This is a genomic window from Pseudonocardia phyllosphaerae (assembly GCF_046546475.1).
In the GTDB taxonomy this organism is placed as follows: Bacteria; Actinomycetota; Actinomycetes; order Mycobacteriales; family Pseudonocardiaceae; genus Pseudonocardia; species Pseudonocardia phyllosphaerae.
On sequence record NZ_JBKGXS010000011.1, the window covers coordinates 117239 to 130820 of the forward strand.

A 13582-nucleotide genomic window follows, 5' to 3' on the forward strand; every position below is an offset into this window, starting at 1 on the left:
ATAGATTACCCCCGCAACTGATCGACGGTGTGATGGGAGCGTGAACGGTGCAGTTCGGGCGCTACTACGAGGAGTTCGAGGTCGGTGCGGTCTACAAGCACTGGCCCGGCAAGACGGTCACCGAGTACGACGACCACCTGTTCTGCCTCCTCACGATGAACCACCACCCGCTCCACCTCGACTCGCACTACGCCGGGGAGACGACCGACTTCGGCAAGAACGTCGTGGTCGGCAACTACATCTACTCGCTGCTGCTGGGCATGTCGGTGCCCGACGTGTCGGGCAAGGCGATCGCGAACCTCGAGGTCGAGTCGCTCAAGCACACGAAGCCGACCTTCCACGGGGACACGATCTACGGCGAGACCGAGGTCCTCGACAAGACCGAGTCGAAGTCCAAGGACGACCGCGGTGTCGTGTATGTCGAGACGCGCGGCTACAAGCAGGACGGCACGGTCGTCTGCACCTTCCGGCGCAAGGTCATGGTGCCGAAGGAGAAGTACGGCGACACCCGCGGCGGCGAGCAGCCGGGGCGTCCCGAACCGCAGCTCTGAGCGTCCCCGCCGGGGCGCGCCTGCTGTCGCCCGTCGTTCAGCGGCCGCCTGTCGTTCAGTGGCGCGGCAGGCAGCCCCAGGCGGTGAGGGCCTCCTCGAGGCCCTCGGTGCGCGGGAGGTCACGGAAGGCGGCGAGGTCGACGAAGCGGGCGTCGGCGGCGTCGTCGCCGGCGACCGGGAGCGGGGTGGCCGTGGGCGCGGGCCCGGCGAGCGTGCAGACGTAGTCGACGATGCGGTAGGGCCCGACCACGACCCGACCGGCGACGCGGCCGGGCACGACGTGCAGGCCGGTCTCCTCGAACATCTCCCGGACGACGGCGGTGTGGTCGTCCTCGCCGGCCTCCACCCGGCCCCCCGGAATGGACCACAACCCCCGTCCGGGGGCGTTCGCCCTGCGCACCAGCAGTAGTCGCCCATCCGGGGCATGCAGGATTCCCCCCACACAGGCGACATGTTCGCTACTGTCGGTCATTCGAAATGACGGTACGCTGCTCGGGTGCCGGTACCGGGGTGCCCCGGTGTCCGGTACCAATGATGAAGGTTGTTCCAACGGGTCGGAACGGATGGTCCTGGACGTGCGCAAGTTCCTGATCTTGTTAGCGGTAGCGCTGGGGATCTTTCTGGTCGTGACCGCGCCGCAGGCGGCGGCGGGCTCGGTCCAGAACGTGGGCAACATCCTGTACAACGCGGCTCAGTCGGTCTCCACGTTCGTCACCAGCTTGGTCTGATCGCGTGCTCGCTCCTCGGGAGATCGACGAGTACCTCCTGCCAACGGAGCGACGTGTCATCCGCGTGCGGCAGCACTGGGCCGTCATGGCCAACCACATGCTGCAGACCGGTCTGTTCCTGCTCGTCGTCATGGGCGTCGAGCAGGCGCTGGACCAGTACGGCCACCTACCGGCCGGCGCGGACGTCATCGTCGACAACGTGGCGTTCTACCTGGCGCTCGTCGCCGTGCTGAGGTTCACCGCGAACACGATCCTCTGGTGGATCGAACGCATCGTGATCACCGACAAGCGGGTGATGATCGCGCAGGGGATCATCGTCCACAACGTCGGCATGATGCCGCTGGGCAAGGTCACCGACCTGACGTTCCGGCGGACGCTGTCCGGGCGCATGCTCGGCTTCGGCACGATGGTGGTCGAGTCCGCCGGTCAGATCCAGGCGCTGAACCAGATCGACTACATGCCGCGCCCGGAGGAGATCTACGAGGCGCTCTCCGAGCTGGTGTTCGGTGAGAAGGGCAAGACCCGCGCGACGGGTGCCCTGGCCAAGCCGCGCTGGCGGCGCTGACACCGGATTCTCTGCTACGACGAGGCGGGTGGCGTGCCGACGGGCACACCACCCGCCTCTCGTCGTGCCCCGGCCGCTCGCAATCGATCTTCGTTGCGGCGGTCGGACGCGTCTCGTCGAGTCCGCGGACGGGGTTCGGGAGGTCGCTTTGCTCTGCTCACCCCCACGCATCACCCCAGCTCACGGGCACGGCCCGGCTCTGCTCACCTCCACGCATCCCCCTCGGCCGTGGGCCGAGCCCGCCCGACGGGCGGGGTGCGATCCGCGTGGTCGCCAGCCCCGGGACCGGCCGGCGGTGCCGGTCGTCGTCCGGGCCGCTGTGCCGTGGTCTTGAGGCTGACGTCGCCGCTGACCTGCAGTGATGCGTGGGGGTGAGCAGAGCAAAGCCCGGTACGGGGCGGTGTGCTCGCACGCGGCTCGTCGCCCGCCCCCACGGCCGCATTGTCGTCGTCCGGCCGGCGGATTCGACCGGGGCTCTCCTGGACACCGCGGGCTAGGGTCGGAAGCGTGTCCCGGCCCGTGATCGACCTGCACGCCCACTCGACCGCCTCCGACGGCACCGACAGCCCGGCAGGGCTGGTCCGGGCCGCCGCGGACGCGGGGCTCGACGTCGTCGCGATCACCGACCACGACACCACGAACGGGTGGGCCGAGGCGGCCGCCGCGGTGCCACCGGGGCTGCGGCTCGTGCGCGGCGCGGAGTTCTCCTGCCTGAGCCCGACCGGTCGCGATGGGGAGCCGCGGTGCTCGGTGCACCTGCTCGGCTATCTGTTCGACCCGGAGCACCACGCGATCGTCGCCGAGCAGGAGCGGCTCCGCGTGGAACGCGTGCAGCGGCTGCGCACCATGATCGGGCGGATGGCGGCCGACGGGTACCCGGTCGACGTCGACTCGGTCTTCGCCCACCTGCCCGAGGGCGGCAGCGCCGGACGGCCGCACCTGGCCCGTGCGCTCGTCGCCACCGGGGTCGTCGAGACGGTCAGCGACGCGTTCGCCGAGCTGCTGCACAACGACAGCCCGTACTACGTGCCGCGCGCGGACACTCCGGTGGAGACCGCCGTCGAGATGATCACTGCGGCCGGTGGTCTCGCGGTGTTCGCGCACCCGCTGGCGCGGGTCCGGGGCCGCGTCGTCGAACCCTCGGTGATCGTGGACCTGGCGCAGCGGGGGATGGCCGGTGTCGAGGTCGACCACCCGAACCACGAGCCGGCCGACCGTGCGCTGCTGCGCGGGCTCGCCACCGAGCACGGGCTGCTGGCCACCGGATCATCGGACTACCACGGCACGAACAAGCCGACCCCGCTCGCCGCGGAGACCACGGATCCGGACGTTCTGGACGCTCTTCTCGTCCGCGCGCGCGGTGCCGAGGTCGTCACCGGGTGATCACCGGCCGCGCTGTACCGTGAGCGGATGGCCCGGACCACCACTCCCGCCACGGGGTGCCAGGACGGCCAGCTCGGGCTGGACCTCCTCGACCCCGGTTTCGGGGCCACCAAGCTGCACCGGGTGACGCCGGCGAAGCTCGACACCTGGGACACCTGCCCGCGTCGCTACCGGATGCTGCACGTCGACAAGCCCGCCCCGTCGCGCGGCGGCGGGTTCGCCCACACCACGCTCGGCGCCGTCGTCCACCTCGCGCTGCGCTCGTTCGCCGAGCTGCCCGCGGACCGCCGCACCCCGGCCGAGGCCGCCGCGCTGGTGAATAAGCACTGGTCCGACGAGGGCTTCGCCGACGACGACCAGGCCGCCCGCTACCAGGAACGCGCCCGCGAGTGGGTTGCCGAGGCCGCCGAGGGCACGGTCGGCAGCGACGACCCGGTCGCCGTCGAGAGGTGGGTCAGTGCCCCGGTCGGGTCGCTGCTGGTCGAGGGCCGCATCGACCGGCTCGACGACCGCTACGGCGAGCTCACCGTCGTCGACTTCAAGACCGGTCGCCGCGTCCCCGACGACGGCGACGCCGCCGCGTCGCGCCAGCTCGCCCTCTACGCCGTCGCGGCCGCGCACGTGTTCCACCGCGACTGCCGCGTCGTGGAGCTGTTCCATCTGCCGAGCGGACGGATCGCCGTCGCCGAGCACGACGACGCCTCCCTGGCCGAACACGTCGCCTCGGCCGAGGCGACGGCGTCGGCCGCCGCCGACGCGACCGCCGCGCTGGACGCCGGTGGCGACGCCGACGCGCTCTTCCCGGTCCGTACCGGCGGGCACTGCGGCACCTGCCCCGTACGCCGGCACTGCCCCGAGGGTCGTGCCGCGACCCCCGAGCCCCGTCCATGGGAGCTGCTCGCACCGTGAACGCCGATCGTCAGTCCCGGCAGGCCCCCCGGCCGGCCCGGGTGACCGCCCCTGCTCCGCCGACGCGGCCGATGCGCGCGTCGGGGGGACCCGCCGTGCCGCCCGGGCCGTTCGGCGGGTCCGAGCAGCCGACCCGTCCGCAGCGTGCGGAGCGGCCGCGCACCGCGCCGGGCGGCGGTCGGCACGACGAGCCGGAGGCGCACCCGGCGTCGCGCGCGGACGACCGCGGGGCCCGGCGCAGCGAGCGTCGCGGGCGTGGTGAGCAGAGCCGTGCGGACCGCGGCCGGGACAGGGGTGAGCAGAGCCGCCCGGGTGTCGGCGGCCGGCTGCTGCGCGGGCTCACCGGCGTGCTGACCGGCGGGTTCGTCGTCCTGACGGTCGCGCTGCTCGTCGTCGCCTGGGTCGCCTCGCGCAACGGTATGGCCGGCCCCGGCAGCGGCACCGTGACCGCGCACGTCGTGGGTGCCCTCGTCGCGGTCGGCGGGCAGGTCGTGGCCGACCGGCGCCGGGACCGGGCCGGGACGATCGCGGCGGGTGTGGTGCTCGCCGTCGTCGTGCTGGTGCTCGGGTTCTGCTGGTTCTTCTGAGCGGGAACCCGTCGGGACGACGCGGATCAGACGAACTCGGAGTCCCGGACTCGCTGCATGCCGCGCGCGATCCGCCTCCGCAGCGCCGGTACGTGGTTGACCAGCCGCATCCCGGTCCGCTGCACGGTTGTTGCGACGGCCTGAGCGGCGGGGGAGCGGCGGGCGACGTCGTCGTTGAGGAACTCCAGGGACTCGCGGACGGCAACCGCGGAGTAGCGGCGCATCAGTGCCTCGTACTCGCCGACGGCCGTCCGGAGATCCAGCTCCCCGTCGCGCACACGGACCAGGCGGTCGCGCAGCTCGCGTGCGTCCCGTAACGCGGTGTTCGCGCCGGCACCGCGCCCCGGGGTCATGGTGTGCGCGGCGTCGCCGAGGAGGGTGACCGGGCCGGGGGTCCAGTCCGGCAGCGGATCCGAGGTCCGGATGTCGATCACTACCGCGGACTCCGGTGCGGATCGGTGCACCAGCTCCTGCCAGCGCGGATCCCATCCGGAGGTGAGACGGCCGACGTCGGCGAACACGCCCGGGGTGTCGTCCCGGCTCGGGGGTCCGTCCGGGAACCAGTGGGCCGGCACGGTCAGGCCCCAGGACACGAAGTCCGTCGTGGTGTCCGCGGCGAGCAGCTCACGGCCGAGCGGACTTGCCAGCGCGGCAGCGTGCCGAGGCTCGATGCCTGTTCGGGGCACATGCTCGTCGTCCCAGCGCATCCGCATGACGTGGGTGATGCCCACACCGCCGTGCCGGTCGAACAGCAGAGTGATGCCCGACGACGGGCCGCCCGGCAGCAGCTCGAGCGTCCGCATGTCGAGCGGTGCCCTGCCACCGATCCCGACGAGGCCGGTGGAGGTGTGCCCGGCCCCGGGCAGCAGGCGGGGCCGGACCCGGGAGTTCGCCCCGTCCGCACCGACGAGCAGGTCACCGGTGACGTCCGCACCGCCGTCGGCGTGCACGGTGACCGTGCCGTCCTGGTTCTCCGCGTAGCCGGTGACGGTGCGGCCGAAGTGCACCACGTCGGTCAGGCCGCGGAGCAGCACCTGGTGCAGGGTCGCCCGGCTGACGTTGTGCTCGTCGTCGCCGCCTCCGGGGAGCTCCGCGTACGGCAATGCCAGGAGCTCGCGATAGCGCTCGGTGCACATCAGCATGCCGTCGTAGGCGTCGCCGGTGCTCGCCTCGAACAGGGCGTACAACTGGGGCGGCAGGCACGCGCGCAGTGCGCGGGCACCGTTCGGGGAGATTCCGACCCGGTAGCCCTGCAGGCCACCGGTACGGTGCCGGTCCCGTTCCAGGACGACGACCTCGATTCCGGCCCGGCGCAACCCGTGCGCCAGACACAGGCCTCCGGTCCCGGCTCCGGCAATGATCACTCGTGGGGCACGTGCGGACATGGCGTCCTCCGTGGGGCAGGCGGCAGCGCGGCCGCTCCCGGTCGGGAGGGCCGCCGCAGGCGAACGGTGTGGGAGTGGGCGGTGTGGGAGTGAGCGGTCCGGCTCAGACGGTGCGGTGAAGCTGCGCCTCGGCGAGACGCTCCAGCTCGGCGCGATTCCAGGTGAGCCTGCCGTCGCGCAGGTCGGACACCAGCGCGGCGACCCAGGAGGACTCGGCCTCCAGCATCGTGATCGAGTACTCCAGTTCGACGACGACCACGCGCGGCAGCACACCGGCGACGGCGTCGTAGCTCGCCCGGGCCGCGCCGAGGCGCCGTCGGAGGACGTCGAGCCGGGAGCCCAGCGCGTTCGCGGCGTCGTCGGGGCGCAACCCGGCGAGGTGGGCGAGCGCGGCGAGGAACTCCGGGAAGTCCGGCCGGGGAGCGGCCAGCATGTCCCGGACCCACTCCTCGGCGACCTCGCGCCCGGCGGCGGTGACGGTGTAGACGGTCCGCTCCGGGCGGGCGGACTCGCGTTCGGTGACGTGCTCGGTGATCAGGCCGTCGCGCGCGAGACGGTCGATCGTCTTGTAGAGCTGAGACCGCTGTCCGACGTTGACGACGTCGTCCTTGCCACGCTCACGGATGAGCTGCTGCATCCGGTACGGGTGCAGCGGCGCTTCGGTGAGCAGGCTGAGCACGGCGAGCGCGAGGCCGGACCGCTGGGTCATAGTGTTGAAGCTACTAGTGTCTACGACACTAGGCAAGGGAGGCGAGGCCGGGCCGTCACGCAGGCCGCAGGACCACCAGCTCCGTCCCACGCAGCTCCACCAGCAGCCCGCCGGCGGTCGCCAGCTGCACCGGGCCGGTCCAGCCGCCGCGGTCGACCGGGACGGACCGGCGGACGGCGCCGCTCGCCGGGTCGACGGCGGCCAGCCCGGTGGGGGTGGGGACGAGCAGGTCGTCGCCGTAGCGGGTGCCCGGGCCCAGCGTGTCCGGCAGCGTCCAGCGCGGGGCGAGTGTCGTCGCGTCGAGCGCGATCGTCGCGCTGCCGGTCCACCAGTAGCGGGCGGCGGGGTCGGTGGTGGTGCGGGCGACGCCGTCGGCCGGGACGTTGAGCCGGGGCCCGGCCTCGACGGGCGCGGTGCCGACACGGCGGCCGCCCCGGTCGAACAGGGCGAGTGCCGGGGCGCCGGGCAGCAGCACCGCGGCGCGCTCGGGGGAGACGGCGACGAGCTGTGCGCCCGCGACACCGGGCAGCACGACGGTCGCGTCGAACGCGGGCTTGTCGCCGTCGGTGCCACTGGGGCGCAGCACACTGAGCCGTTCCCCGGCGTCGCCGGGGCACTTCTCCAGGACGCCGGCGCGGTCCCTGGCGGCGGCGAACGAACGGAACGAACACCCGGTCCGCGGCTGGTCGCCGGGCTCCTTGAGCGCGAACACGGTGCCGTACTCGGCGGTGCGCACGAGATCGGAGCGGAACGTCTCCAGGTAGTCGGGCCCGGTCGCGAGCACCGGGTCCTCGCCGATCAGCCGGACCCCCGGACGGGCGTCGAGGGTGCGGGAGGGCCCGCGCACCCCGGTCGTCGGGGTGAGGCTGCTGAGCTCGGAGCAGTACTCGCCGTTGCGGTACAGCGCGTTGACCCGGTCGTAGGCGCCGGCGACGGTGCACAGCGGCAGGGCACGGGTGTAGCTCCAGCGCTCGGCGCCGGTGACGGCGTCGCGTCCGGAGACCCGCGACCCCTCGGCGACGACGACGTCGGGCCCGCCCGCGACCGGCACCGGTGTCGCCGGGCTCTGCGCCCGCCACAGCTCGGTGAACCCGCCCGGGACGGGACCGGCCACGGGGACCGGCGTCGGCGAGCCGGTCGCGGTGACCGACTCGGTGCGCGCGGCGGGGCTGTTCAAGCCGTAGGCCAGGCCCACGACCAGCAGCAGAACAACGATCACCGCGGCGACCAGGAGGTCGCCGCGGTGACGTCGTTCGGCGGGAACCGGGGCCCAGGGGCTGTGCCCGGCCCGGTCCCGGGAGCGCAGCAAGGTCAGCTGGCGGCGGCGTCGGCGCCGGCGGACTCGCCGCCACCGCCGGAGCGTCCGCGACCCCCGCGACGACGGCGGCGGCGCGGCCGGCCCTCGCCCGAGCCGGTCGAGTCCTCCGAGCCGGAGCCCGCGGGCCCGGTGCTGCTCTGCTCACCATCGGCCGAGCCGGACGAGGTGCTCTCGGTCGCGGCGCCGGAAGCGTTGCTGCCCTCGGCCTTCGCCTCGCCGTCGACGGCGACGCCACCGCGGGTGCGCCCGCGGCGACGGCGGTTACGGCTCGGGCGGGTGCCCTCGCCGTCGGAGCCGGAGCCGGAGTCGGAGCCGGACCTGCCGGACCCGGAAACCGGGCCGCGGCCGCCGCGCCCCGAGTCACGCCCGGAGTCGCGGTCGCGGCCGGAGCGCTTGCGGGTGCCGTGGTCGCCGTCGGAGTCGATGTACTCGGCGTCGAGTCCGGCGCGGGTGCGCGCGGAGAGCGGCAGCCGCCCGGACGCGTCGGTCGGGATGTTCAGGTCGGTGAACAGGTGCGCCGAGGTCGAGTAGGTCTCGACCGGCTCCGGCATCCCGAGGTTCAGGTCGTCGGAGATCAGCTTCCAGCGGGGGATCTCGTCCCAGTCGACGAGGGTGACCGCGACGCCCTCGCGCCCGGCGCGGCCGGTGCGGCCGATCCGGTGCACGTAGGTCTTCGCGTCCTCCGGGCACTGGTAGTTGATGACGTGGGTGACGCCGGAGACGTCGATGCCGCGGGCGGCGACGTCGGTCGCGACGAGCACGTCGACCTTCTCCGCGCGGAACGCGCGCAGCGCCTGCTCACGGGCACCCTGGCCGAGGTCGCCGTGCACGGCCGCGGCGGCGAACCCGCGCTCGGCCAGGTCGTCGGCGACGCGCTGCGCGGTCCGCTTGGTCCGGGTGAAGATCATCGACAGGCCGCGGTCGCGGGCCTGCAGGACCCGGGTGACCAGCTCGACCTTGTCCATCGCGTGCGCGCGGTAGACGAACTGCTTGGTGCGCTCGTGGATCGAGCCCTGGTCGGACTCCTCGGCGCGGATGTGCGTGGGGCGGGTCAGGAACGCCCGCGACAGCTGCACGATCGGGCCCGGCATGGTCGCCGAGAACAGCATCGTGTGCCGCTCCTCGGGGAGCATGCGCAGGATCCGCTCGACGTCGGGCAGGAAGCCCAGGTCCAGCATCTCGTCGGCCTCGTCGAGCACGAGCGCCTTGACCCGGCCGAGGACCAGGTGACGCTGCTCGGCGAGGTCGAGGAGCCGGCCCGGAGTACCGACGACCACGTCGACGCCCTTGCGCAGCGCCTCGAGCTGCGGCTCGTAGGCCCGGCCGCCGTAGATCGCGACGACGCGGATGCCGAGGTTCTTGCCCGCGGCGGCGATGTCCCGGGCGACCTGAACGCACAGCTCACGGGTCGGGACGACGACGAGCGCCTGCGGGACGTCCTTGGTGCGGTCCGCCGCCTCGCCCTCGGCGGTCGCGGCCGGCTGCTCACCGGGCGGGGTGACGCGCTGCAGCAGCGGCACGCCGAAACCCAGGGTCTTGCCGGTACCGGTGCGGGCCTGGCCGATGACGTCCTCGCCGGCCAGGGCCAGCGGCAGCGTCAGCTCCTGGATCGCGAAGGTGCGGACGATGTCGTTCTCCGCGAGCGCGGAGACGATCTCGGGGCGGACGCCCAGCTCGGCGAAGGTCGGGGGGAGCTTCTCGCCGCCGGGGTTGACGACGCCCTCGGGGGCCTCGACCGGGGTGATGCCGGTGGCCTCGAAGCCGGGGTCGGCCGTATCGGGGGACTCGGTGTTGCTCTCGGACACGGACAGGGTGATCGCCTCTCTCAGCACACAGGAACCGGAGGAGCTCGTCGACCGCCCCCGCGTCCGGGAGCCGGACGGGGCGGGAGAGCCGCCGGGGCGCTGCGCGCACCAGGTCGGGTGCGGTCCCGGTGAGATGTGGCGGGCCCCGGGGTCCCGGCCTTGACACCGGTCCGTGGTCCGCCCGCCCCGTTACCCGGATCCGCGCGGTGGGCGCGTCGGCCGAGTTCGGCCGCGCGCTGTCCCGCATGATACCCGCCCCGTCCAGGCGCGACGACGCCCGACCGCCTGCGCGATGTGGTGAGATGTCCCATCGGTGCCCGACGTGGTGGTGGTTGCGCCCCACCGGTGCCCGGTCCGGCCCGTCCCGCAGGCCCCGTCCGTCCGGTTAGGGTGACGTCATGACCACCGACGCCGGTCCCGCGGCGCCCGCCCCGGTGACGGTCGAGCTGCTCGGTGTGCTCGCCTACGGGGAGCTGTCCGCGTTCGACCGTCTCGCCGAGGACGCCCGGCAGGCCCCGACGCTGGCCGGCCGTGCCCAGCTGTCGACGATGGCCGCGGCCGAGATCGGCCACTTCCGCGTCATCGAGGAGCACCTGGCGGCCAGTGGCGTCGACGTCGCCGACGCGATGGCTCCGTTCGTCGCCCTGATCGACAGCTACCACGCCTCGACCGCGCCGCGGAGCTGGCCGGAGTCGCTGGTCAAGGCCTACCTCGGCGACGGCCTGGGTGCCGACTTCTACCGCGAGGTCGCGCGCTGGGTGGACCCGGCGACCGGTGAGCTGGTGCAGCGGGTGCTGGCCGACACCGGCTACAGCGCGTTCGCCGAGCGGGAGGTCCACGCCGCGTGCGAGGCCCAGCCCGAGCAGCGTGACCGGCTCGCGCTCTGGGGACGACGCCTGCTGGGCGAGGCCGTCACGCACGCCCAGCGGGTGGTGGCCGAGCGCGACGAGCTGGCCGAGTTCATCGTGCTGGGGTCGGGGGAGAGCGGCGGGGTCGCCGGGCTGATCCGGACGGTGCAGTCCGCGCACGGCAAGCGGATGAGCCGGCTCGGCCTGTCCTGACCGGCCCGTCTCCCGGCGCGGGGGGCTGCGGCTCGTCTAGCCTGACGGCGGAAGCAAGCAGTGCACGGATCGGGAGGTTCACCGGTGAAGGTCAAGATCGGCATCGCGGAGACCCCGCGGGAGCTCGTGGTGTCCAGCGACCGCTCGCCGGACGAGGTCGCCCAGCTCGTGAGCGGGGCCATGAAGTCCGACGACGGACTGCTCGACCTCACCGACGACCAGGGCAACCGCTACGTCGTCCCGGTCGCGCGGATCTCCTACGTCGAGATCGGCCCGGCCGAGGAGCGCAAGGTCGGCTTCGGTCTCGGCGGCTGAGCCGCCATATCGGTACAGCGGCTGAGCCGCCATATCGGTACCGCGGCTGAGCCGCCATATCGGTACCGCGGCTGAGCCGTCCGGATGTGAACGACGGGCCCGGTTCCTCTGGGGAGCCGGGCCCGTCGTCGTCGGTAGGACAGTGCGTCGGTGGGGGAGTGCTCAGTCGCTCCCGGGCGGCGGCATCTCGTCGAGCGCGAACGGCGGCCTGCCGATCCCGCTGATCCGGTACCGGCCCCAGGTGTCGGGGTCCGACAGCGTCCCGGTCGCGGTGTGCCCGGGTGTGCGCAGCTCGGCTGTGCCGGTGCCGCCGTCGAGCAGGGTGGTGACCCGCTCGTGTTCCCGGACCCGTCCCGACCAGTGCAGACGGCCGTCGAACGGTTCGTTGCGGGCGGTCAGCAGCACCTCGACGGTGATCTCCTCACCGGCGACGACGAGGGTCGCGGGACCGGTGTAGCCCTCGTCGTCGGTGGCCTGCTCGTCGGTGGCGTGCTCGGGGGTGGCCTGCCCGGAGGCGTCAGCCACGGTTCTGCTCGGGAGCGCCGGTGTCGGGGTCGGTCGCGGTGTGCGGGTCGGGGACGATCCGCAGGATGTCGGCGTTGGCGGTCGAGGTGTCGATGCCTGCGACGCCGGCGAGCCCGCCCCAGATCAGCGCGGACAGGTAGTTGGTGAGCGACTCGCGGCTCATCGTGCGCCGGTCGAGCCACCAGTCCCCGGCGGACTGGACCATGCCGATCAGGCCGTGCGCCCAGACCTCGGCGCCGCCGGAGTCACGGCCCTCGGCGCGCAGCCGGTCGCCCAGCACGACGGCGAGCAGCTGCGCGATCTGCCCGCGGACGTCCTGCACGATCTCCACACCGGGTGTCGGCTCGGCCGGGTTGTGCACCACGAACCGGTAGAGCTGCGGCTCGTCCTCGATGCCGTGCAGGAACGCGTCGATGATCGCGGCGACCTGCTCGAGCGGCTCGGCCTCGATGGCGAGCACGGGGTTCATCCGCTCCATCAGCATCGCTGCGGCGGCCTCGCCGACGGCACGCTGCAGGTCGGCCCGGTCGGCGAAGTGCCGGTAGAGCACGGGCTTGGTGATGCCGGCCTCGGCGGCGATCTGGGCGACCGAGACCCCGGGCCCGTGTTCGCGGATGGCGTCCATCGCGGCGGTGACCATCTCGGCCCGCCGCTCGGCCCGCCGGGCCTCGCGTGCGTCGGGCTTGACATCGTTCGACTGCTGCGCCACGTTACCAGTGGTAACAGCTACCGGCGGTAGCAACAAGTCCCGTCGCCGGTGGACTGCCCCTCGACGACGAGAGGACCGTGCCGTGAGCGCTCCCGCCGCACCGCGACGTACCGGCAGCAAGGACCGGGTGGCCGACCGTGACGACACCGCGACGCGGCTGCTCCGGAGCTCGGTCACCACCTCCTACGACCCGTCGATCGACATCGACTGGGACGCCCCGCTCGTCGAGGGCCGCTACGGCGTCGCCCCGGAGCGCGTCTCGCTGTACGGCACGGCGCTGTGGGAGCAGATGAGCGAGGAACAGCGGATCACGCTGTCGATCCACGAGTTCTGCAGCGTCGCCCGCATCGGCCTGTGGTTCGAGATGATCCTCATGCAGATGCTGCTGCGCTACGCCTACGACCGCGACCCCCGTCGGGCGCACATCCAGTACGCCCTGGTCGAGATCGCCGACGAGTGCCGGCACTCGATGATGTTCGCCAAGGCCACCGAGCGCTACGGCGTCCCCGACTACGCGCCGACGACGCTCACCCACGAGCTCGGCCGGATCATGAAGACCGTCGGCACCGGGCCCGCGATGTTCGCCGGAACGTTGTTCGTCGAGGAGGTCCTCGACCAGCTGCAGCGCGAGAGCATGCGTGACGACCGGGTCCAGCCGCTGTCCCGGATGGTCAACAAGATCCACGTGACCGAGGAGGCCCGGCACGTCCGCTACGCCCGCGAGGAGCTGCAGCGGATCATGCCCAAGGTCAACCGGCGGCAGCGCGAGCTGGCCCGCACGCTGACCGCGGCGATCGCCCACGTCGTCGCCCGGAACCTGATCCATCCCGAGGTGTACCGCAGCGTCGGGATCGACCCGCGGGTCGGCCGGGCCGCCGCGGACGCGAACCCGAACCACCGCGAGAGCCTGCGCTGGACCGCCCGCAAGCTCGTGCCGTTCCTGCGCGAGCAGGGTGTCATCGGCGGCCCCAGCGAGCTGCTGTGGAAGCGTGCGCACCTGGTGTGAGCAGCGCGGTTCATCCCCGCCCGCCG

The 13582-nt window shown here is 73.1% G+C and carries 16 protein-coding genes; 9 read left to right on the forward strand and 7 right to left on the reverse strand.

The features are described 5' to 3' along the window. Positions 1 to 47 precede the first annotated feature (47 nt). Positions 48 to 551 (forward strand): MaoC family dehydratase, encoded by a 504-nt coding sequence (locus ACLE50_RS20445; RefSeq protein WP_410945211.1) that lies wholly within the window; start codon positions 48 to 50, stop codon positions 549 to 551. A 55-nt stretch (positions 552 to 606) separates the two neighbouring features. Here the strand turns inward: ACLE50_RS20445 and ACLE50_RS20450 are convergent, their stop codons facing one another. Next, on the reverse strand, positions 607 to 1023 hold the full coding sequence (locus tag ACLE50_RS20450) for an NUDIX hydrolase (RefSeq protein ID WP_410945212.1): 417 nt from the start codon (positions 1021 to 1023) through the stop codon (positions 607 to 609). 103 nt (positions 1024 to 1126) lie between these two features. Here ACLE50_RS20450 and ACLE50_RS20455 point away from each other — a divergent pair, with 103 nt between their 5' ends. The 5 genes from ACLE50_RS20455 to ACLE50_RS20475 all read left to right on the forward strand — a co-directional run bounded on the left by ACLE50_RS20455 (position 1127) and on the right by ACLE50_RS20475 (position 4723). Beyond that, the gene (locus ACLE50_RS20455; protein WP_410945213.1) at positions 1127 to 1279 is read left to right on the forward strand and encodes a hypothetical protein; all 153 of its coding nucleotides are present in this window, start codon (positions 1127 to 1129) and stop codon (positions 1277 to 1279) included. A gap of 4 nt (positions 1280 to 1283) precedes the next feature. Beyond that, on the forward strand, positions 1284 to 1844 hold the full coding sequence (locus ACLE50_RS20460; RefSeq protein ID WP_458788562.1) for a PH domain-containing protein: 561 nt from the start codon (positions 1284 to 1286) through the stop codon (positions 1842 to 1844). A gap of 507 nt (positions 1845 to 2351) precedes the next feature. Then, the gene (locus tag ACLE50_RS20465; RefSeq protein ID WP_410945215.1) at positions 2352 to 3227 is read left to right on the forward strand and encodes a PHP domain-containing protein; all 876 of its coding nucleotides are present in this window, start codon (positions 2352 to 2354) and stop codon (positions 3225 to 3227) included. A 27-nt stretch (positions 3228 to 3254) separates the two neighbouring features. Then, positions 3255 to 4136: a RecB family exonuclease gene (locus ACLE50_RS20470; protein WP_410945216.1), complete on the forward strand. Its 882-nt coding sequence runs from the start codon at positions 3255 to 3257 to the stop codon at positions 4134 to 4136. 95 nt (positions 4137 to 4231) lie between these two features. Next, positions 4232 to 4723, forward strand: coding sequence for a hypothetical protein (locus ACLE50_RS20475; RefSeq protein WP_410945217.1), 492 nt, complete (start codon positions 4232 to 4234; stop codon positions 4721 to 4723). A 26-nt stretch (positions 4724 to 4749) separates the two neighbouring features. On the opposite strand, the gene ACLE50_RS20480 is transcribed toward ACLE50_RS20475, so the two are convergent. The 4 genes from ACLE50_RS20480 to ACLE50_RS20495 form a co-directional block, all read right to left on the reverse strand. Further along, a complete protein-coding gene (locus tag ACLE50_RS20480; RefSeq protein ID WP_410945218.1) occupies positions 4750 to 6108 on the reverse strand; it encodes an FAD-dependent oxidoreductase in 1359 nt (452 codons plus the stop codon). 103 nt (positions 6109 to 6211) lie between these two features. After that, a complete protein-coding gene (locus ACLE50_RS20485) occupies positions 6212 to 6817 on the reverse strand; it encodes a PadR family transcriptional regulator (RefSeq protein WP_410945219.1) in 606 nt (201 codons plus the stop codon). Between the two features lie 55 nt (positions 6818 to 6872). Then, entirely contained in the window at positions 6873 to 8126 is a 1254-nt protein-coding gene (locus ACLE50_RS20490; protein ID WP_458788563.1) for an Rv3212 family protein, read from the reverse strand. A 2-nt stretch (positions 8127 to 8128) separates the two neighbouring features. Next, on the reverse strand, positions 8129 to 9940 hold the full coding sequence (locus ACLE50_RS20495; RefSeq protein ID WP_410945221.1) for a DEAD/DEAH box helicase: 1812 nt from the start codon (positions 9938 to 9940) through the stop codon (positions 8129 to 8131). Between the two features lie 398 nt (positions 9941 to 10338). Here ACLE50_RS20495 and ACLE50_RS20500 point away from each other — a divergent pair, with 398 nt between their 5' ends. Together ACLE50_RS20500 and ACLE50_RS20505 are read left to right on the forward strand one after the other, a co-directional pair. Further along, the gene (locus ACLE50_RS20500) at positions 10339 to 11001 is read left to right on the forward strand and encodes a ferritin-like fold-containing protein (RefSeq protein WP_410945222.1); all 663 of its coding nucleotides are present in this window, start codon (positions 10339 to 10341) and stop codon (positions 10999 to 11001) included. 84 nt (positions 11002 to 11085) lie between these two features. Continuing rightward, positions 11086 to 11316 (forward strand): DUF3107 domain-containing protein, encoded by a 231-nt coding sequence (locus ACLE50_RS20505; protein WP_410945223.1) that lies wholly within the window; start codon positions 11086 to 11088, stop codon positions 11314 to 11316. Positions 11317 to 11478: 162 nt separating this feature from the next. On the opposite strand, the gene ACLE50_RS20510 is transcribed toward ACLE50_RS20505, so the two are convergent. Then, positions 11479 to 11841, reverse strand: a complete 363-nt coding sequence (locus tag ACLE50_RS20510; RefSeq protein ID WP_410945224.1) for a DUF4873 domain-containing protein — start codon at positions 11839 to 11841, stop codon at positions 11479 to 11481. Next, a complete protein-coding gene (locus ACLE50_RS20515; protein ID WP_410945225.1) occupies positions 11834 to 12550 on the reverse strand; it encodes a TetR family transcriptional regulator in 717 nt (238 codons plus the stop codon). The genes ACLE50_RS20510 and ACLE50_RS20515 overlap by 8 nt, the downstream gene beginning before the upstream one ends. Before the next feature lie 82 nt (positions 12551 to 12632). On the opposite strand from ACLE50_RS20515, the gene ACLE50_RS20520 reads away from it, so the two are divergent. Next, positions 12633 to 13556 (forward strand): AurF N-oxygenase family protein, encoded by a 924-nt coding sequence (locus tag ACLE50_RS20520; protein ID WP_410945226.1) that lies wholly within the window; start codon positions 12633 to 12635, stop codon positions 13554 to 13556. Positions 13557 to 13582 lie beyond the last annotated feature (26 nt).